Below are 19,413 nucleotides of genomic sequence, written 5' to 3'. Positions count from 1 at the left end.
GATTCGTAAGAGGTGGATTCCGCAGCGTGAGCACGGCCGATCAGGTGCGCTCGATTCTGGGCGGCACCATCAAGGCGTACCGGGGCGACCCGGCCTACCGTAATCGGCCCGACGTGCACAACGAGCTCGACCGCATCGGGCGCAGGCTCAACCAGCCGATCCGCATCGCGCTGGCCGGGACACTCAAGGCCGGGAAGTCGACGCTCGTCAACGCCTTGGTCGGGGAGGACATCGCTCCCACCGACGCCACCGAGGCCACCCGCATCGTCACGTGGTTCCGGCACGGTCCCACGCCGAAGGTGACTGCCAACCACCGCGGCGGTCGCCGTTCCAATGTGCCGATCGCGCGTGATCCGCACGATCGGGGCCTCACGTTCAGCTTCGCCGGCCTCAATCCCGACGATGTGGTGGACCTCGACGTCGAGTGGCCCGCGGCCGAGTTGATCGACAGCACGATCATCGACACCCCGGGCACCTCGTCGCTCTCGCGTGACGTCTCGCAGCGCACCCACCGGCTGTTGGTGCCAGAGGACGGCGTGCCCCGCGTCGATGCGGTGGTGTTCCTGCTGCGCACCCTCAACGCCGCCGACATCGCGTTGCTCAAACAGATCGGCGAGCTGGTCGGCGGGTCGTCGGGGGCGCTCGGCGTCATCGGCGTGGCCTCGCGCGCCGACGAGATCGGCGCCGGCCGCATCGACGCGATGATGTCGGCCAAGGATGTGGCCAAACGGTTCACCGAAGAGATGGACAAGACCGGCATCTGCCAGGCCGTCGTCCCGGTGTCCGGGCTCCTCGCGCTGACCGCCCGCACGCTGCGCCAGAGCGAATTCGTGGCGCTGCAGAAGCTCGCCGGTGTCGAACCCGCACAGGTGACCAAGGCGATGCTCTCGGTTGACCGGTTCGTGCGCGAGGACAGCTCGCTCCCGGTGGACGCGTCGACCCGGGCGGCGCTGCTGGACCGGTTCGGCATGTTCGGCATCCGGATCTCGATCGCGGTGATGCACGCGGGGGTGTCCGACTCCGTGGCCCTGGCCGACGAACTGCTGGAACGCAGCGGTCTGGTCGCTCTGCGCGACGTCATCGACCAGCAGTTCGCCCAACGTTCCGAGCTGCTCAAAGCGCATACGGCGTTGCTGTCACTACGCCAGTTCGTCCAGCAGAACCCGATCTACGCGACGCCCTACATCCTCGCCGACATCGACCCGCTGCTGGCGGACACACATGCCTTCGAGGAGCTACGGCTGCTCAGCCTGCTGCGTTCGCGCCAGACGACGTTGAATGAGGACGAGATGGCCTCACTGCGCCGCATCATCGGCGGCTCCGGCACCGATGCGGCCAGCCGGCTGGGACTACAACCCGACGCGCCGTTCGATGGGCCCCGCGCCGCGTTCGCAGCCGCGCAACGCTGGCGGCGGCGGGCCGATCACCCGCTCAACGACCCGTTCACCACGCGAGCCTGCCGCGCGGCGGTGCGCAGTGCCGAGGCACTGGTCGCCGCGTACTCCTCGCGCCACTAACGAATCAAGCCTCTCCGTCGACATACAGGTATGCGTGATTGCCTGGGGTTGTCTGTGGGGGCGACCAATCTGGTGGCGATCGCCGATCATGCGCCTCTGGTGCGGCGGGCAGTGCTCACCGTCTCCGCACAGCGCGGGCCTGTGGTCGGCGCGCCGTCCGAGACCTTGCTGCCGGCCGGCGACGGGTTGTTGTTCACCGATTTCGTAGGGCGCGTGGGTGACCCGGTGCCCCTGGTCGCCGCCGACGGTTCGGTGCACCACGCCGAGCAGTTGTTGGCCGGCGCCGTCGAAGCGCTGACGCGGGAGACCAGCCCGGCGCATCGTCCCGACGTGTCGGTGCTCGCGGTGCCCGCACATTGGAGTGTGGGCACCCTCGAGGCGGTGCGCCGCACATTGCCCGGCGTCCGGGTGGTTTCTGATTCGGTCGCGGCATTGACCGCCATCCAGGCACACCCCGGCCTGCCCGCTCGCGGCGTCGTCGCCCTCTGCGATTTCGGCGGCTCCGGCACCAACCTGACCCTTGCCGATGCCGGGGCGGGATACGCGACCATCGGGCAGACGACGCGCTACGACGACTTCTCCGGGGACTTGATCGACCAGGAAGTGCTGCGACACGTCCTGAGCAATCTGGAGGCCGAGCCCGCCGGTACCGCGGCGGTGGCTGCACTGGGCCGGCTGCGCGACGAGTGCCGGGCCGCCAAGGAACGGCTGAGCGACGAGGGGGCGACGAGTCTCGCCGGTCCCGCCGGTGCGATCAGGCTCACCCGCGCCGAACTGGACGCGGTGGTCGACCAGCCGCTCGGTGGCGTGATCGAGGCTCTGCTGGACTTGCTGCGCCGCAACGGCATTCACCCGGCGCAACTGACGGCGCTGGTTACTGTCGGCGGCGGGGCACGAATACCGCTTGTCACCCAACGGCTTTCCGAGGCATTCCGCATGCCGGTCACGACCGTCCCGCAGGCTCAGGTGATCGCCGCGGTGGGAGCCGCGCTGCTGGGCCGCCGCGGTGCCGATGAGACCGCGACCCAGGTGGCATATGCGCCTGCGTCGGTTCCTGTTGTAGGGACCGGCACCCTCGCCGCGTCTGCACTGGCGTGGTCGGTGGAGGACTCGGTGGCTGAGGTGGCCGCGTTCGTACCCGAGTCGGTGACCGACGATTCGGCCCGGCCGGAGTTCGTGTTCACCGAACCGCCTCTGCCGCCCACAATTCCGCGAAAGCCGTGGTATCGGCGTGGAGGTGTGGTCGCCTACGCGGCCGTCTTCCTCGCTGTCGTCGGCACGGTAGGCACGGTGTTGTCTGTCCGGGCAGACCACCGCGACGCCGCCGCGACCAGCCTGTTGGCGCCGCAACCGGTTCCGGCCGAATCTCCGCTGGCCCAAACCGCATCCGCGCCCCCGACCCGCACTGTGGTGGTGCGTGATCCGTCCTGGCCCGGACCCGGTGCGCCCGCTCAAGCCGCGCCGCGGCCGGCCGCTGCACCGCGGTTGGTGCAGAGTCGCCAAAGTGCACCGCTGCCCCCGGCGCCGCAGCGGATGGCCCCGGCGCCGCAGGCGCCTCGCCCTCTGCCGGCTGCTCCTGCACCGGCCCCCGCGCCCGTGCCCGTGCCTGTGGGGATCCCGTCGATCCCGGTGCCGCCGTTGGTGTTTCCACCTGTGACGCTCCCGCAGCTGCCGATCCCGACGTTCAAGCCGCCGGTGCCTGAATCGCCAGCGCCGTCGCCGTCACCAGCGCCGTCGCCGTCGCCGTCGCCCAGTCCGACTCCCACGCCCGAGCCGACGGTTGAGCCCACACCTTCGCCAGAACCCACACATACGCCCGAGCCCACGCATACGCCGGAGCCCACTGCGGCACCTGAGCCCACGCCCACATCGACGGCACCGTCACCGTAAGCAGGACTTAAATCTAGGATCACTGCTTAATAGTGACCGCAATCCTCGGTGTTGATGGCTATGCGGCCCGGTCGAGTGGAGTGAACTCACACCCAGGCCCACATGGGTGGCCGGCTACCGCGATCCCGTGCCGCTGCAATACCTGAGCGATCTTGCCCGCGGTCTGACACGGCCGGTCGAAGACCTGCCCGTAGGAGAGCCTGACTGTCGAACGGCCGTCCACGGCCGCGTCGAGATCCCGCTCGAAATCGGCATCCCGGCGGGTCGATGAATCGTGGTACATCCGACCGTCAAGCTCGACGATGAGTTGTTCGCCGTACTCGGCATCGCGATAGCAGACACCGAGGGATGACGCGGCTCGCTTCTGCCGGGTGGCCTGGGGTAGACCGTGCGGACGCTCGACGCGAACCAGATAACCGTGCTCCAGAACTGAGCAGGTGCCGTCGGCGATGTCCACCAGCACCGCGCGTAACCAGCGGCGACGGCGGACCCGTGCCCGAGAATCGAGCACTTGCAGCAGCCGATGCGCGGTGGTTCGCCTCGATTGGCAGGCGTTCGCCAGTATGGCGATGGCATCGAGTTCGGACGCGGCGCGGCATGCGACATCGAGAGTGGCTTCGTCGTAGCGCATCCGCGGTGGGCTGACGTTCCACAGCACGCGCTGCTCAAGGTTCGCGAGGTGGTGAATGTGGACTCCCACCGGTTCAGCCAGTATTGCCCGGCGTTGCGCGACGGCGACATGGATGGGCAACGCCTCGGCGCCAAGAGCCGAATCGAAGCACAGCGCCGCCGGAGCCGCGTAAAGGACTGCGGCCCAAGCGTGTTGCGGCCAAGTGAGTGGTCCGGTGTGGTCGACGTACACGCCCGCATGGACACGAGCCCACTCATTGCGCCTGATCAGTCGCCGGATTTCGTGCGCCCGCAGGCCCGCGTCCAAAGCCTGCCGACGCGAGATCACCCCATCCTGTTGGCGAAGCACATTGTCGACGTCCACCAAGTCGATACTCGTGGACAGGCACGCCGGCGACCAGAATCATTTCGCGGACCTGTGGATAACCGGTCGGCGTCGAGCAGCTCAGGGGTTGCCGGCAGGCGGCGTCGTGGTCGTCACGGGTGCGGTCGTGGTGGTGGTCGGTGGCGTCGTCGTCGTGGTCGTGGTCTCGGTGGTTGTGGTGGGGGGTTCAGTCGTCGTGGTGGTCGGCTCGGTGGTTGTCGTGGTCGGTGCCACGGTTTCGGTGACGGTGTGAGTCGGCACGGGTACGACCGGGGCTGTGCTGACGCCCGACGTGGTGGTCGTCGTGGTCGACGTGGTGGTTGTCGTGGTCGTCGACGGAGAGTCGGACGAGAACAGCTGCACCAGGGCATAGATGACGAGCGCCGCGATGACAGCGCCCACCGCACCCATGCCGATCAGCGCGGCAGGCTTGCGGTACCAGGGAAGCGGCTCGGGCGCGGGTTGCTCCGAGTACTCGCCGTAGCCGGAGGCGTATTGAGTGGGCTCGTCGTCGTCGTAATAGTTCGACACGCGCCGATGGTAGGCGCGTTCAGCCGCCGGGCGCCGGATACAGCGTGCGTGTCACGTTGGTGCGGGGACGACGGTGCGTGGTGGTCGGCGCCTCGTAGCCGGCGCTGCCCGACTCGGTCGTCGTGGTGGTCGTGGTCGTCGACGTGGGTGAAGTCTCGGACGTGGTCGACGTTCCGGAAGTCTCCGAAGGTGACGTGCTTGACGTATCCGACTCGCCGGGCAAACCGAACTCCGTGGTCACCGGAATGCGGCTGGTCGTGGTCCGGGTGGTGGTGGACTTCGACGTCTTGACCGTCGTCGACGCGAAACTGGGCGGGACGAAATCTATCGGTGCGTCCTGCGGGCCGCCGGAGCCGGTGAGCGCGATCGCCGCCCACACCACCAGTCCGATCACGGCGAGGGCCGCCGCGCTGGCCCCCGCAACAGCCGGCGTCGAGTGATGCCAGGGCGCCTCGGCAGGCTGCCCTTCCTCGTCGTCACCGGTCACGGGCACCGATACTATGCCCGCTCCCGGGACGAGCCTCGGTCAGCTCAGCTGACGCACGACCTCACCGGCGAAAAGCTCGAGGTGTTCCAGATCGGACTGGTCGAGCAGTTGCAGGTAGACCCGCTGTACTCCGGCCTCCAAGAACGGGCCGAGCTTGTCGACGATCTCGGTGGGCGTACCAACCAGAGGGGAATTGCTGCGCAGTTCGTCCACCTCGCGGTTTATGGCGGCGGCCCGTTTGGCGATCTGCGCCTCATCGCGGCCCGCGCACACCACGAACGCTGCCGAGTAGGTCAGCGCGTCGGCTGGGCGACCGGCGTCGGCCACGGCTGCGGCGACCCGCGCGAACTGCGTCTTGAGGGTGTCCAGCGGTACGAACGGCACGTTGAATTCCGAGGCGAACTCCGCGGCCAGCGCCGGTGTGCGTTTGGCGCCCATGCCGCCGATGACGATCGGCGGGTGCGGGTCCTGCGCGGGTTTGGGCAGTGCCGGCGAATCGACGACGGTGTAGTGCTCGCCAGCGAAGTCGAACGTCTTCCCGACGGGCGTGTCCCAGAGTCCGGTCAGAATGCGTAGCTGCTCTTCGAGCCGGTCGAAACGCTCACCCAGCGGGGGGAACGGGATGGCGTAGGCCTGGTGTTCGGCTTCGAACCAACCCGCGCCCAGGCCCAATTCGACACGGCCACCGCTCATTTCGTCGACCTGTGCCACCGAGATGGCCAGCGGTCCCGGGTGGCGGAAGGTGGCCGAGGTGACCATGGTGCCCAGCCGGATCGTCGAGGTTTCGCGCGCGATGCCGGCCAACGTCACCCAGGAGTCGGTCGGCCCGGGCAGGCCGTCACCGCTCATCGCCAGGTAGTGGTCGGATCTGAAAAATGCGGAGTAACCCAGCGCTTCGGCGGCGCGAGCCACCGCGAGCTGATCGGAGTAGGTAGCGCCTTGCTGGGGTTCGACGAAAACACGGAAATCCACGAATGCCAGCCTATCGGCGATCTCAAGTGGTCGTGGCCGGGTGACCGAGCTCATCGAAGCGGGCGAGCGCGATATTGAGGTCTGCCTCGTCGAATAGTTCACAGCGGTTGGTGCCGTCGGCTGCGGTCATCAGAAGTTCGACTATCCGCCACTCGGCGACGAAGCCACCTCGCGATCTCCCATCGGCCGTATGAGTAACGACTGCTCCGAGGTTGCTGAGTCGGTGTACGGCCTCGATGTAGACCTTCACGTCCGGGGCGACATCCCACGCGGAGCGGATATACGCGGCGAGATCGTCTGCCTCGAACGTCTCACGAACGCGGTGGTCGATGGTGACCCAATCCGGTGTCGCCGCTGGTACTTCGTGTCTGTTGAGTGCGGCGTAGCCCTGCCTCATCACGGACCACATCTGCGAATGCGCGGCCGCTTCACCGGCAAGATAGCGCGCGTCGAGCTCCGCGAAGGCGGCATCGAGGTCGTCGGGTTCGAAGGTTATGACAGCGGCGATCTGCTCGTCGGTATCCAGTTCGACGACTTCGAGAAGGTTGACTTGATACGCACTGGTCTGTTCGTGGCCGACTGCGTACTGAGAGTGCCTGAGCGCCAGCCGCTCACCGCGTGTCGCAAGGACTGTTGTCGCTGTGATCCCGGCGCCGAGTCCGGCGATTACGCGGGCGTCTTCGAGAGCGGCATCCCGTCCGTGCCGGATGCCGGAATTTACGATGTGACGACGATCCTCACTGCAGATGTCGTCGGCCAACAGGTTCGCCATCGCATCCAGATCGGCTTCTGCCAAACACTTCTGGAAGCGGTCGAACACACGACTCGCTATGTTGCTCAGCTTGGCCGACCGACCGAGCTCGTCGAAGCGGGCCAGCGCGATATCGAGGTCGGCCTCGTCGAACACTTCGATGCGGCTGATCCAGTCACCATCGACCGTGAATAGCGCGATCTCCCGCCATTCGAAGTCGAATCCGTCGCTTGACGATCCGCGAGTGACCTGGCAGACGACCGCTCCGACATCACTCAGCCGATGCACGGCTTCGACCGAGACGGTGGCTTGCGGCGCGAGATCCCAGGTGGCGCGAATGTAAGGGGTCAGGTTCCCCGGTGCGAATGCCCGCGCTCGCCTGTGGTCGACGTTCACCCAGTCTGGCGTTGTCGACGGCATCTCGTGCCGGTTGAACGCGGAATAGCCGCCCGTGATCGCCGACCATGTATGCGCGTGTTCGCCGGCCTCGCCGGCGAGGTATCGCGCGTCGAGTTCCGCCAAGGCGGCGTCAAGGTCGTCGACGTCGAATGCCATGAACGCCGTGACCCGCCGTTCCGCATCGATCTCGATCATGTGGAGTACTTCGGTGTCGAATGCATCGGGCCGATTGTCGTCGCCCCAGAATCGGGAGTGCATCAGAGCGAGGCGCTCCGCTCGGGTCGCAACAACGGTCGATGTCGCGTTGATGACACCAAGTTCGGCAGTCACCTGCGCGTGGGCGATCACGGCATCCCGACCCTGCTGGCGCCCCAGTCCCACCAACCGACGACGATCGTCCGCGCAAAAGTCGTCGGATATTATGGCGCCCAATGCCTTCCAATCGCCGGTGACGTAGTACGCGTTGAAGCGCTCATATTCGCGAGTTGCCGCATTCTGGAGCCGTGGGGTCGGCGGAGTGACGTCATCGAACCGTGCGAGCGCAGTGTCGAGGTCCGATTCGTCGAACATCTCGCTTCGAGTGAAGAGGCCACCTTCGATCACCATGAGGTGGATCTCGCGCCACTCTGCTTCGAATCCTTGGCGCGAGGTTCCTCGCAGCGCGTGAGTGACGACAGCCCCACGGCCGGTCAACTGGCGGACTGCCGCGATGCGAAAGCTGATGTCCGGCATCTGGTTCCAAGCAAGTCGGGTGTAGTCCTTGATATCGCCGGGTGCGAACGAAGTTACCCGCCGATGGTCGATGCTCACGTGATCAGGGGCAGTCTCGGGAAACTCACGCCGGTTGAGTGCGGTGTATGCGCCTATGACCGCCGACCACGTGTCCCCGTACGGCGCAGCCTCGCCGGCAAGATAGCGGCCGTCGAGCTCCGCGAAGGCAGCGTCGAGATCCTCGGTGTCGAACGCGATACCTGCCGCGATCCGGCCGTCGACAGCGATCTCGATGATGCTGAGCAGCTCAAGGCCGAACGGCTCCGACCGCTGATCGCTACCCGACACGTGGGTACGAGTGAGTGCGAGACGCTCCCCCCGGGTAGCGATGGTGACTAACTCCATGTCCTTGACCCCGACGTCGACGACAGCCCGAAGGTTCGCGATCTGGGTATCCCGACCGCGTTGTATGCCGATGTTCACCACCCGTCGGCGATCGTCGTCGCAAACGTCCTCGGCGAGTAGTTCTGCCATGGCATTCCAGTCGCGAGCTCTGAGGTGGGCGTTGAAGCGCTCGTACACCCGACTCGCCGCGTTTTCCAGCCTCGGTGTTGGCTGACTGAGTTCATGGAATTTCGCGAGCGCAGCGTCGAGGTCCGACTCGTCGAAGACCTCGCAGCGGTCGATCGATTCCCCTGCGACTGTGAGCACTCCGATTATCCGCCACTCCGCGTCGAAGCCCTCTTGCGAGGTGCCATGGGCGACCTGTGTGATCACGCCTCCGAGATCGCTCAGCTCATGCACGTTCTCGATGTAACTCGAGAAGACTGGTGTCAGCTCCAACGCCGTGCGAAGCAGTGCCTCCATGCCGCCCGCGTCGATGTTTGCGGCTCGTCGGTGATCGACGTCGACGAAATTCGATGTGGTATTCGGTAGTTCGTGCCGATTGAGTGCAGCGGAAGCCGACGCGATCGCCGACCAAGTGCGCGGATGTGTAGCCGCTTCACCGGCGAGATACAGAGCGTCGAGCTCCGCGAAGGCGGCGTCGATGTCGTCGGGGTCGAACACAACCACCGCCACGGTCCGCCCGTCGGCGTCGACCTCGACGACGTTGAGGACATCGTTTTGAATGGCCTCGGGCCCAGTACCCGAGCCTCTAACCCGCACGAGGGCGAGTAACTCGCCCCGAATCGCGGTGACGCCTGACGTGCTGAGAGCGAAGCCGATGTCGGCGGTCGCCTGCAAATCTTGGACCGCGGTTTCGCGGCCATATCGGATGCCGACATTCACTATCCGCCGGCGATCGTCGATGGAGAGGTTGTCGGTCGCAGCTTCAGCGATGGCGTCCCAGTCTCGGGCGAAGAACGACGACTCGAACCGTCCGAATGCACGCGTTGCCGCATTTTCCAGCCGCCGCGCCGATTGGCTGAGTTCGTCGAAGCGCGCCAGCGCTGCGTCTAGATCTGCCTCATCGAACAGCTCGGAGCGGGCGAGCGAATCGCCTTTTACCGTCAGTACGTGGACATCTCGCCACTCGGCATTGAAGCCCTCCTGCGAGATCCCATGCGCCACATGGGTGACGACCGCTCCGAGGCCGCTGAGCCGATGCACCGCCTCGATGTAGATCTTGGTATCAGGCGAGTCGTCCCACGCGGCTTGCATATACGCGATCATTTCGCCGGGAGCGAAACCAGCACCGCGACGGTGGTCGATGTTCACCCAGTCCGGCGGCGTCGCGGCGAGCTCCCGCCGGTTGAATCCGGCGTAGGCATCCACAACCATCGACCAGGTGTGGTCATGAGCCGCCGCTTCACCGGCGAGGTACCGCGCGTCGAGTTCCTCGAAGGCGGCGTCGAGGTCGCCCGGGTCGAAGGTGACAGTGGCGACCATCCGCTCGTCGGCACCCGCCTGCCCGATGCGGAGTATCTCGGTGCGAAACGCGTCGGGTCGCTTGTCCCGACCAGTGAAGGTGACGCGACTGAGGACGAGGCGGTCCCCGCGGGTCGCAAGTACCTCTGACGTCGTGTTCTTGACCCCGAGGTCGGCGATCACGCGCATCTCCGTGATCAAGGTGGCGCGGCCGTTGCTCTCTCGGCGGATTGCTTGTCGCCTCTCCTCGACCACGATGTCGTCGCTGAGCATGGCGCCAATGTCGTCCCAGCGGCTTTCGGCAAAGAGTGCGTTCAGTCGTTGCTCGGCTCGGCTTGCGGTGTTCTCGAGCCGCAGGCGAGAAGATTGATCTTCCGATCGCGCATGGATGGCATCCAGTTCGGCAAGGGCCGCTTCGATGTCGTCGAGGTCGAACCAAATCTGCAGTGCGATTCGGCCTTCGTCGTCGACGCCGCACAGCTGGAGAAATTCGTCCTGCGGCGCGCCCGGGCTTTCATCGACAGTGCCTATGCTCACCCGTGCGAGGGCGAGACGCTTGCCGCGTACGGCAAGGATGACATGGGCCGCCCGCATGATCCCGTTCTCGAGATCGCTCCTGGTCTGGTGTATCACTTCCTGTTGTGAGAAGTCGGTCCGCTTGAAGCCGACGAGCTTGCGTCGGCTTTCCACGGAGCCGCTGGGTGTAAACAGCCGTTCGAACTCGTCCCACTCCCCGGCATCGACGGCCGCTGCGGCACGTTCGAACGCTTGGATGGCCGCGCTGTGAATCTCGACCGGCGCTTCGGGTTGAGCGGATGCAGCGGGCGGGGTCGGAAGGTCTTGTTTCCCAAGAAGGTCGCGCGCTTTCTCCGCAAGTGCCGCGGCGCCTTTCAGTTCATAGAGGCCGACCGCTTGCTCAGCGGCCGCCCGTGCCCTTGAAGCGTCTCCGGCGGCGCCCAACACCGTCGCGAGGGCAAGACACGCATCGCCATGGTCGACCAGCGCATCGGTGCGCGCGGCAATGGCCACGGCCTCCTCGGCCACCCGACGAGCCTCCTCATGAGCACCGGCACGCGCCAGCAGCTGCGCCCGGACCGTCCGCCACGTGATCGATGCCTTCAAATCGTGGCCGGCGAGACGCTCACTCTCGGTGCATAATTCGTCGGCGTCGTCGCCCCTGTCGAGTGCGAGACAAGCGCGGGCGAGCAAGGCGGCAGTCTCGGCTGTGTCGGCGTCCAGACCCATGCGACGGAATCCGTCACAGGCGCGTCGCAGATACGGCTCGGCGGCCGCAGGATCGTCGGCCACCAACTCGACGATGCCTGCGAATTGGTCGACCTCAAGTAGTGCGTGTCGCATGCCGAGTTCGGTGAGTGACCGTCGGGCGGAGTCGATCAGCTGCCGTCCCGCGGCAGCGCGGCCGCGAAACGCGTCCAGGACCCCTTGGCACCTCGTCGACGTCGCTTCCACGACTGGTGATCCCGTCGTGATCCGAAGCAGCCGTACGACATCGAGACATCGTCCGCCCGCGCGCGGTACGGGGTTCGGGCCCCACAGCGCGGCAAGTGGCGCCCCGGCCAGCACCGCGTTCACTTGGCGATGATCACCTGCGCGTCGCGCCGCCGTGAGCGCTTGGTCCAACGCGGACTCGCAATCGGCGACTCTCCCGAGGCGGCCGAGGCACGCGGCCCGGACAGTCTGGGCCTTGGCCTCACCCGCGGCGTCCTCAAGGCCGGCCAGCCGCTCGGCCGCAGACCCCAACGAGGCTTCGATCTCGTCGAGGCGCTCGGGATCGGTGAGCATCGAAAGCTGTCCGTCGAAACACGTGCCCCAGGCCGCCAGACGTGCGGAATTGCCTGCGGCTTCTTGCAGTTGCGACACCGCACCCGCCGCCGAAGCGACGTCACCCGCTGCCAGTAGCGCCTCGCAGCGTGCGACAAGCAGCTCGGCCTGCTGGTCGTCGCGGTCGGGCAGTTCCTCGTCGAGTTCCTCGAGCGCGTGCAGTGCCCTGTCGTAGAGCTCGGCCGCGCCCTCGTAGGCCAGGCGTGCCATCGCCTGGTCGGCGGCACGTCGGCAGTAGTCGACCGCCTTGGCCGCATTGCCCGCCCATGCGCATTCGAAATAGTGGTAGGCCAATTCGGCCAGCAGCTCGTCCTCGGCCTGCGGCTCGTTCTCGAGGGTCGCGGCGATGCGCTGATGCAGCCGCATGCGCCGTACCGATGCCAGCTCCGCGAGCAGCGACTGCCGGACGATGGCGTGGTTGAACCGGTACAGACCGCCCGGCTCCTCGATGATGATGCCCGCCTTGCACGCATCGTCGAATGCGTCGACAAGGTCATCACCGATGACGCGCTCAACCAGCTCGATCGCAAACCTGCTGCCCACCACCGCGGCAGCGGCAAGGGCCTTGTTGGTGTCTGCCGAAAGCCGGGAAAGCCTGCGGCTCACGGCTTCACGAACACCTTGGGGCAAGGTGCTCGGGTCCCAGCGGCCACCGCTTTCGTCGACGTGGCGCAGTGCCTCGATGAGAAAGAACGGATTGCCGCCCGTGACCGACGCCAAGGCCCGGGCCAGCTCTTCGTCGTCGTATCCGGCCCCGGCGACGTAGGCGGTCACGTCGTCCTCGTCGAGCCCGCCCAGCTGGAGGCGAGTGGCGGAGCCAGAACCAGCACTGCGGTGAAGGTCGGCGAGCATCGCCGCCAGTGGGTGAGAGCGGTCGAGGTCCGTGCTGCGGTAGGTGCCGACGATCTGGATGCGGGTGCCGTCGCCGAAGCGAAGGAGGTGGCGCAGCAGAAGCAGTGTCGGCTTGCCCGCCCAGTGAAGATCGTCGAGGACCAGGACGATGGGTGCGTTGGCGGCGGCGGTTCCGAACGCCTCGACGACGGCGTCGAAAAGCGCGTAGCGCTCGGTGTCCGGGTCGGCTCGAGTCGGTGCCGCGAGGTCCGGCATGAGGTCGGTGAGCCCGGGCACCAACGAAAGGAGCGCTTCGACGCCGCGAAGCGCACGTAATCGATTGGCACCGAGGCAGGGTACGAGCGACCGCAAGGCTTCCGCGAAGGGCTGATATGGCGCACCGAGGTCCTCGTCGCAGCGCCCGTAGAGCACGACGGCACCGTGCTCGTATGCCTGCCGGGACCATTCGCCGGCCAGGCGGGTTTTGCCCACACCGGGTTCGCCGGCGATCAACACCGCGGTTGTGCCACCGGCGAGCGTGTTCTGCCACGTGGAGAAGAGTCGCTCCAGCTCGCGGCCACGTCCGACGAACGGTCCGGGACCGGCCAGCACCGCGGGTGGGCCCGGGCGCTCCATCGGTGTGTCCGTCGTGGGAGGCCGGGAATCGCCGGAGGTTTCCAGGCGGAGTTCGAAAACGTGCTCCGGGCGTGCGAGGTTGCGTAGCTGCCGCATCCCCAGATCGGCCAGCACCACATCGTCCGCGAGTGAGTCGATGACCAGTTCGGCCGTCGCCCCCGAGCACAGGATCTGGTCACCCGCAGCCAGGGACCGCAGGCGGGCGGCGCGGTTGACCGCCCGGCCGAAGTAGTCGCCGTCGCGAAGTTCGACCTCGCCGGTGTGCAGTGCAACCCGGATGCGCAGCGGTTCCGACAGCGCCCAGGGCTCATGGCGGATCGCCTCCTGCAGTTCGATGGCCGCGGCGGCGCCCGCCGACGGCCGGTCGAAGACGGAGAACGTCGCGTCGCCCTCGCCCCGCGTCTTGATGAGCCGCCCTCCGCGTGACGTGACGAGCTGTTCGACGAGCTCGTCGTGTCGGGCCAGCGCCGCCGCCATGGCGTCGGCGTCTGCCTCCCAAGCGGCCGTGGACCCTTCGATGTCGGTCAGTAGAAAGGTCACCGCGCGAGTGACTACCGTAAGCTGTTGTGACACTGGAATTTCCAGCGCGACATCCTGCGCGACGATGGCGGCTTCGAGCCGGCGAAGCTCGGGTCCGGGGTCGACGCCGAGCTCGTCGGCGAGCAGCGATCGGGCGCGTTGAAAAGCGCCAAGGGATTCGCCTTGCCTGCCTGCGCGGTAGAGCGCGAGCATCAGCTGGCCCCAACGCCTTTCGCGCAGCGGCGCATCGGCGATCGCAGCCTCCAGATCACCGATGATCTCCGCGGCGCGACCCGTCGCGAGCAGCGCATCGGCCCGGTCCTCGACGAGCGCGGCGTGGCCCTCGATCCAGCGGGTCTTCTCGGAGACGCCGCGCGAGCTATCGGGAAGTTCAGGGCTGCCGCGCCAGAGAGTCAGCGCCTCGTCGAAGCGAGCCACTGCACCGCTGGTGTCGCCGGCGGCGATGGCGTCGCGGCCCATCCTGGCAGCCAGCTTGTAACGCGAGGCATCGATCTCGGTCGTGCTCAGCCGCCAGCCTGTGCCCTCGGTCAGCACGAAACCGTCGCCGAGGGCGTGACGCAGTGAGGAGATATGGGTCTGGAGCGCTTTGACCGCGGTGCGTGGCGGACTGCCACCCCAGAGCAGTTCCACGAGCACGTCGGCAGGCACGACCGAAGCGCCGTGCAGCCCGAGCAGCGTGAGGATGGCGCGGGGTTTGGCGCCCGGGATTGTGACCGGCAGGCCATACTGCCGGACCTGCAGAGGTCCCAAAACCCCCAGCTCCACCTGTTGAAGCGTACTCACGCAGCAATCGTCTGGTTGACGATTCAACACATGGTCAAGAACGAGTAAAGCTGCGCACTACCTGCAGTTCTACAGCCCGCGACGGGAGGCACGCAGCGCGGCCACGGCATCGTCGTCGCCGGAGAACTCCACCCGCGCCGGCTCGCGGCCGGCGGCGAACAACAGCAGCTCACCGGGCTCACCGGTCACCGTCACCTCCGGGCCGGAGCCGACAGTGGCCAGTGCCTTGCCCGCCGGTGTCGTCAGGGTCACCCGGGCGGGGGATTTACCCATCGTCATCCGGGCCATCGCACCGATTCCGCGGGACAGCGCGGATACCGTCGCATCATCGAGAGGTCTTGGCTCCCAGCCTGGTTGGGCGCGGCGCACGTCTTCGTTGTGGATGAACATCTCGGCCACGTTGACCAGTGGGTCGAGCAGTTTGAAGGGGGAGTACAGGGGAGGGCCCGCAGCGATCTGGTCAATCAGGTCGGCCCAGTCGCTTTCGGCCACCTTGCGCTGAACCCGCTCGGTGTAACCGGCGAGTTGAGGCACAAGGATCCCGGGTGCGGCATCGAGTCGACGCTCCCTCACCACCAGGTGGGCGGCCAGGTCACGGGTGTTCCAGCCCTCGCACAGGGTGGGCGCATCGGGACCTGCGGCACGCATGGACTCGACCAGTGCGGCACGTTCCCGCCGAGCGATACTCATGAAACGACTCTAGAAGGTTTTCACCCCTTCGACAGCGATGGTCATCCCGTGCCCGGTGCCGTCATTGCTGATGCGCGTGCCGTCCTCACCCGCATCGATGGTCCAGCCCACCGCACTGTATGTGCGGTAGTCGAGGGTGACCACCGGAATGTCGCCGAGATTGCCCAGCACCCATTTGATCTTGCCGTCGGGGGTGAGCCTGACCCCGTTCGCGTGGTCGCCATCGACCACCGGGGCGTCGGCGAAATCCGATTCGCACCCGACCTCCTGCTTGGACAGTTGGCAACGCGTCTTGCCGGACTTGGTCTCGATGAACACATACCCGTTCTGTGGCTGCAGCGGGCTGGCTCCGGACGGTGCATGGGAGGTGCTGGGTGGAGCCGCGGAGGTGGTGCTCGGCGAGGGCGGGGGGCTGGACCGCGTGGGCCGAGCGGTCGGAAAACTCGGCTCGGTCGGTGACTGCGGGCTGGTGCTCGGAGTGCCCTCGATGCTCGATTGGCAGCCCGACAACAGCACACCCGCGGCCAGCAGGGCGCTCAGTGACTGCCACGCCTTCACGGCGCCAAGGCTACGCATGGCTCGTGATGACGACGGGCTATGACGCGCCGAACAGCCCCGCGTAACCGTCGGCCAGCGTGCGCAACTGCCCGGCACCGTCGCCGTGGAACGACGCGCCGTGCATGATCGCCAAGGTGGTGGGGCTCAGCTCGGCGAGCTGCATCAACGTGGGCGTCAGATTCGTGGTCAGGCCGGTGGCGTGAAAGAGCCCTTCGGCCTCCAATGCCGGTGCCACGCAATCCGACTCGGTGAGGGACGGACACTGGCCGGTGTGGGTGAACAGGTCGCCGGCGAGCAGCGTCGACGTGGTCTCGTCGAACCACAGCCCTGCTTCCCAGTTGTGCGGCACGTGTGGGGTGGCGATGAACCGCAGGCGATGCCCACCGGTGTCGTGCACACCGTCCAAAGGCGCTGCTACCGGCGGACGGTCGCACATGTCGGTCAGCGACAGCATGATGGCCAGCGGTCCGTGGATCACCTGGGCGTCAGGTGCTGCCGCCAGGAACTGGTTGACCGCGCCACACTCGTCGGCTTCCAGATGTCCGAACGAAATCCAGCGCAACCGAGCCAGCGGCAGAACCCGCTCGATGGCCGTCGAGACCTGCGGGAACAGGAAGCGCTGTCCGGTGTGGAACAGGAACTGTTCATCCCCGGTCAGCAGGAACTGGTTGAAGGTGAAGCCGTGCTCGGTGATCCCGGGTACCCACGTGGACAGGCGGTAGACGTCCGCGGCGATCTCGTCGACGCGTGTTTCCAGGTCGAAGGCCATGACTACATGGTCCGCCCGTGGAGTTTCGTCGGATGGGTTTTGCCGTCTTGGGATTCTCCCAGTTGCGTTACTTACAGTCGTCGCGTGCTCGGCAAAGCGCTCGACGCGTTTCTGGACTCGCCCTTGTCCGGAATCCTGCCGTGGGCGCTGATGGCCATCCTCGCCGGTCCCGGCCGCTACGAGATCGCGGTGACGGGTGCCCTCGGCCTCTCGTTGCTGGTGCTGTTGCTGACCTGGCGCCGCAACATCCCTGTGCACGTGCTGGAGGGGCTCGGAGTGGGCTACTTCGTGCTGTTGGCACTCGTCGGGCTCTCGGCCTCCAGCGGTCAGAAAGCGTGGCTGGAAATGTGGTCGGGCGAGATCACCAACGCCTCGCTGGCGCTCTTCGCCCTTGCCGGCCTGATGATCGGCCGGCCCTACACAACGGCTTATGCCCGCGACGTCATTCCATCGGAGCGGTGGGATACGCCGCTGTTCAAGCGCACGAACATGGTGGTGACCGCTGTGTGGGCGGCGGCGTTCGGGTTCTCGGCCTCCGTCGGGTTCCTCGGGGATGTGGTCTACGGCAGTACCGACAACTTCTGGACCGGTTGGATCCTGCAGTTGGGTGCCCTGTTCTTCGCAGTTTCCGTCACCGAGTTCTATCCCGAGTACGCCCGCGCCAAAGACGTGGCACACCCGCACCACCCGCTGCCGTCTTGGTCACGGGTGTTCGAGTGGGTGCCCCCGTTCGTCCTGGCCACCGGTGTGGCCGGCTGGCTACTGGCGACGATCGGCAGCGGGTTGGCCGCCGACCTGGTGGTGATCGGAGCGATCGGGACGGCGCTGTTGCGGCGGCGCGACCGGCGAGCGCGGGCGCGGCCCGATCCCGCGCCCGCTCGGCCTCAGGACCTTCTGGATTCCGGCAGGAACTGATTGTCGAGGAACTTCGCGTAGTCGGGCAGTTGCGTGTCCGGAGCGATGGACTTCTGGGTCTTGGCCCAAGCGCCGAGTTCGGCCAGCTTGTCCGCGAGGTCAGGCTTGAGCTGCAGGGTGAAGTCGAACTCGCCGAGCACGGTGCCGAGCAGCTCGGGGTCCAGTTGGGTGGCTTTGGCCACCGCGTCGGTGGCGGCCTTGTCGTGCTGGGAAAGGGCAGTTCCGGCGTCACCGAGGGCGGCGAGGAAGGCGCTGATCGCCTTGCCCTTGGCCGTGACGGCCGACTCGGTGGCGACGAACAGGCTGTGCTGGTTGTAGGTTCCGCCGGTCAGCGCCACGGCGTCGTCGCCCAGGCTTTCGATGGTCTGCGCCTGATACGGCTGGAAGATCGACACGGCGTCGACATTGCGCTGGGTGGCTGCGGTGACGATCGCGGACGGGGCTACCTGGACCAGCTCGGCCTTGATGTTGTTCTGCGCCAGAGCATTCGACACGTAGTAGGCCGCACTCGTGCCCAGGGGAGTGCCGATCGACTTGCCTGCCAGATCCGCGACGGTGTTGATGCCCGCACTGCGCCGGGCGACGATGCGCGATCCTTCCCAACGGGAACCGTCGGCGATCACCCGCAGGGTGGGGGTGCGGGTCAGCGCGGCTGAGGTGGGTACATCGGCGGCGGTGGTGATGTCCACTTGGCCTGCGGCCGCGGCCTGCAATGCCTCGACACCGGACTGGAAGTTCACCACCTTGACGTTCACGTCGTGCTTGCTGAACAGCCCGGTGTCGGTCGCAACGGGGATCTGCGCCCAGGACGGGTCGACGACGAATCCGACGGTGAGCTGATCGGCGTTCGCGGTGCCCGTGTCGGTGCAGGCGGTACCGGCGACAGCGAGGGCGGTAGCGGCAACGGCAGCGGCGACGATGCGCCGAAGTGGGGTCTTCACAGATGGGTTCCTTTGTCCGGTGGGAGGTCAGTGCAGGGCGTGATCGATGCCGAGCTGGTGGTGCAGGGTCTTGCGCATCTCGCTGTAGCCAGGCTGATCTGCCAGTGCATCGGCCGGCCGGGGCCGGCTGAGCGGGTTGGTGATCTGATCGACGATCTGCCCGTCGCGCAGCACGCTGACGGTGTCACCGAGCCGGATCGCCTCGTCGATGTCGTGCGTGACGAAGACGATGGTGCGGTTCAGCCGCGTCCACAGATCGATCAGCAGATCTTGCATGCGCAGGCGAGTCAGGGCGTCCAGAGCCGCGAACGGTTCGTCCATCAACATCACGGTCGGCTCCCCGGCCAGCACCCGGGCGATGCTGACGCGCTGCCGCATGCCGCCGGACAGCTCGCCGGGCCGCTGTGCGGCCACCTCGTCGCGCAGGCCCACCAGATCGAGCAGTTCCTGAATCGTGGTGCGGCGCTCGGATTTTGGCAGCCGCCGCGCCGCAAGGGCGAAGTCGATGTTGTCGGCGACCGTCATCCAGGGGAACAGCACATCGCGCTGGAAGGCGACACCTCTGCGGGGATGCGGCGCGTTGACCGTCTCGCCGTTGTCGGTCACCGAGCCCGCGGTCGCGGTGATGAGACCCGCCAGGCAGTGCAGCAGTGTCGATTTCCCGCTGCCGGACGCGCCGACGAGGACGGAGAAGGACCCGTCAGGGATGGTCAGGGAAATGCCCTTGAGTGTCGGCTCCTGCTTGCCCGGGAACTTCACCACGAGATCATGGGTCTGGACAGCCATC

13 protein-coding genes are annotated in these 19,413 nt (G+C 66.7%); 3 read left to right on the top strand and 10 right to left on the bottom strand.

The window, feature by feature from the left end; all coding sequences use genetic code 11:
* Positions 1-26: 26 nt before the first annotated feature.
* A complete protein-coding gene (locus H977_RS0100545) occupies positions 27-1,517 on the top strand; it encodes a dynamin family protein (protein ID WP_029106027.1) in 1,491 nt (496 codons plus the stop codon).
* Positions 1,518-1,571: 54 nt separating this feature from the next.
* Positions 1,572-3,407, top strand: coding sequence for an Hsp70 family protein (locus H977_RS0100540; RefSeq protein ID WP_353586938.1), 1,836 nt, complete (start codon positions 1,572-1,574; stop codon positions 3,405-3,407).
* Between the two features lie 58 nt (positions 3,408-3,465).
* Here H977_RS0100540 and H977_RS0100535 read toward each other — a convergent pair whose 3' ends face one another.
* From H977_RS0100535 to H977_RS0100500, 8 genes are all read right to left on the bottom strand, one after another.
* Complete coding sequence (locus H977_RS0100535) at positions 3,466-4,401, bottom strand: type IV toxin-antitoxin system AbiEi family antitoxin domain-containing protein (RefSeq protein WP_029106025.1); 936 nt, start codon at positions 4,399-4,401, stop codon at positions 3,466-3,468.
* Between the two features lie 81 nt (positions 4,402-4,482).
* On the bottom strand, positions 4,483-4,932 hold the full coding sequence (locus H977_RS0100530; RefSeq protein WP_029106024.1) for a hypothetical protein: 450 nt from the start codon (positions 4,930-4,932) through the stop codon (positions 4,483-4,485).
* 19 nt (positions 4,933-4,951) lie between these two features.
* A complete protein-coding gene (locus tag H977_RS34615) occupies positions 4,952-5,419 on the bottom strand; it encodes a hypothetical protein (protein WP_231395831.1) in 468 nt (155 codons plus the stop codon).
* Between the two features lie 39 nt (positions 5,420-5,458).
* Positions 5,459-6,391 carry an LLM class F420-dependent oxidoreductase gene (locus tag H977_RS0100520; RefSeq protein WP_029106707.1) on the bottom strand — a complete coding sequence of 311 codons (933 nt, stop codon included), beginning with the start codon at positions 6,389-6,391 and terminating at the stop codon, positions 5,459-5,461.
* 22 nt (positions 6,392-6,413) lie between these two features.
* Entirely contained in the window at positions 6,414-14,753 is an 8,340-nt protein-coding gene (locus H977_RS32190; RefSeq protein ID WP_502691121.1) for a BTAD domain-containing putative transcriptional regulator, read from the bottom strand.
* 69 nt (positions 14,754-14,822) lie between these two features.
* Positions 14,823-15,443, bottom strand: coding sequence for a TIGR03085 family metal-binding protein (locus H977_RS0100510; RefSeq protein ID WP_029106022.1), 621 nt, complete (start codon positions 15,441-15,443; stop codon positions 14,823-14,825).
* Positions 15,444-15,452: 9 nt separating this feature from the next.
* Positions 15,453-16,019, bottom strand: coding sequence for a hypothetical protein (locus H977_RS0100505; protein ID WP_051288487.1), 567 nt, complete (start codon positions 16,017-16,019; stop codon positions 15,453-15,455).
* Positions 16,020-16,038: 19 nt separating this feature from the next.
* Entirely contained in the window at positions 16,039-16,758 is a 720-nt protein-coding gene (locus H977_RS0100500) for an MBL fold metallo-hydrolase (RefSeq protein WP_029106020.1), read from the bottom strand.
* 96 nt (positions 16,759-16,854) lie between these two features.
* On the opposite strand from H977_RS0100500, the gene H977_RS32185 reads away from it, so the two are divergent.
* Positions 16,855-17,685, top strand: a complete 831-nt coding sequence (locus tag H977_RS32185) for a hypothetical protein (protein WP_051288486.1) — start codon at positions 16,855-16,857, stop codon at positions 17,683-17,685.
* Here H977_RS32185 and H977_RS0100490 read toward each other — a convergent pair.
* On the bottom strand, positions 17,655-18,626 hold the full coding sequence (locus H977_RS0100490) for an ABC transporter substrate-binding protein (RefSeq protein ID WP_029106019.1): 972 nt from the start codon (positions 18,624-18,626) through the stop codon (positions 17,655-17,657). The genes H977_RS32185 and H977_RS0100490 overlap by 31 nt on opposite strands.
* 27 nt (positions 18,627-18,653) lie before the next feature.
* Complete coding sequence (locus H977_RS0100485; RefSeq protein WP_029106018.1) at positions 18,654-19,412, bottom strand: ABC transporter ATP-binding protein; 759 nt, start codon at positions 19,410-19,412, stop codon at positions 18,654-18,656.
* Position 19,413: the final 1 nt, after the last annotated feature.

Source organism: Mycobacterium sp. URHD0025, assembly GCF_000426065.1.
GTDB lineage: Bacteria > Actinomycetota > Actinomycetes > Mycobacteriales > Mycobacteriaceae > Mycobacterium.
The sequence above is the reverse complement of the archived record's forward strand: the minus strand, read 5'-3'. Positions and strand labels throughout refer to the sequence as shown.

Excerpts from the sequence above, each read along its gene's own strand:
- H977_RS0100505 (WP_051288487.1), bottom strand. The coding sequence starts at position 16,019 with ATGCGTAGCCTTGGCGCCGTGAAGGCGTGGCAGTCACTGAGCGCCCTG.
- H977_RS0100485 (WP_029106018.1), bottom strand. The coding sequence starts at position 19,412 with ATGGCTGTCCAGACCCATGATCTCGTGGTGAAGTTCCCGGGCAAGCAG.
- H977_RS0100510 (WP_029106022.1), bottom strand. The coding sequence starts at position 15,443 with ATGAGTATCGCTCGGCGGGAACGTGCCGCACTGGTCGAGTCCATGCGT.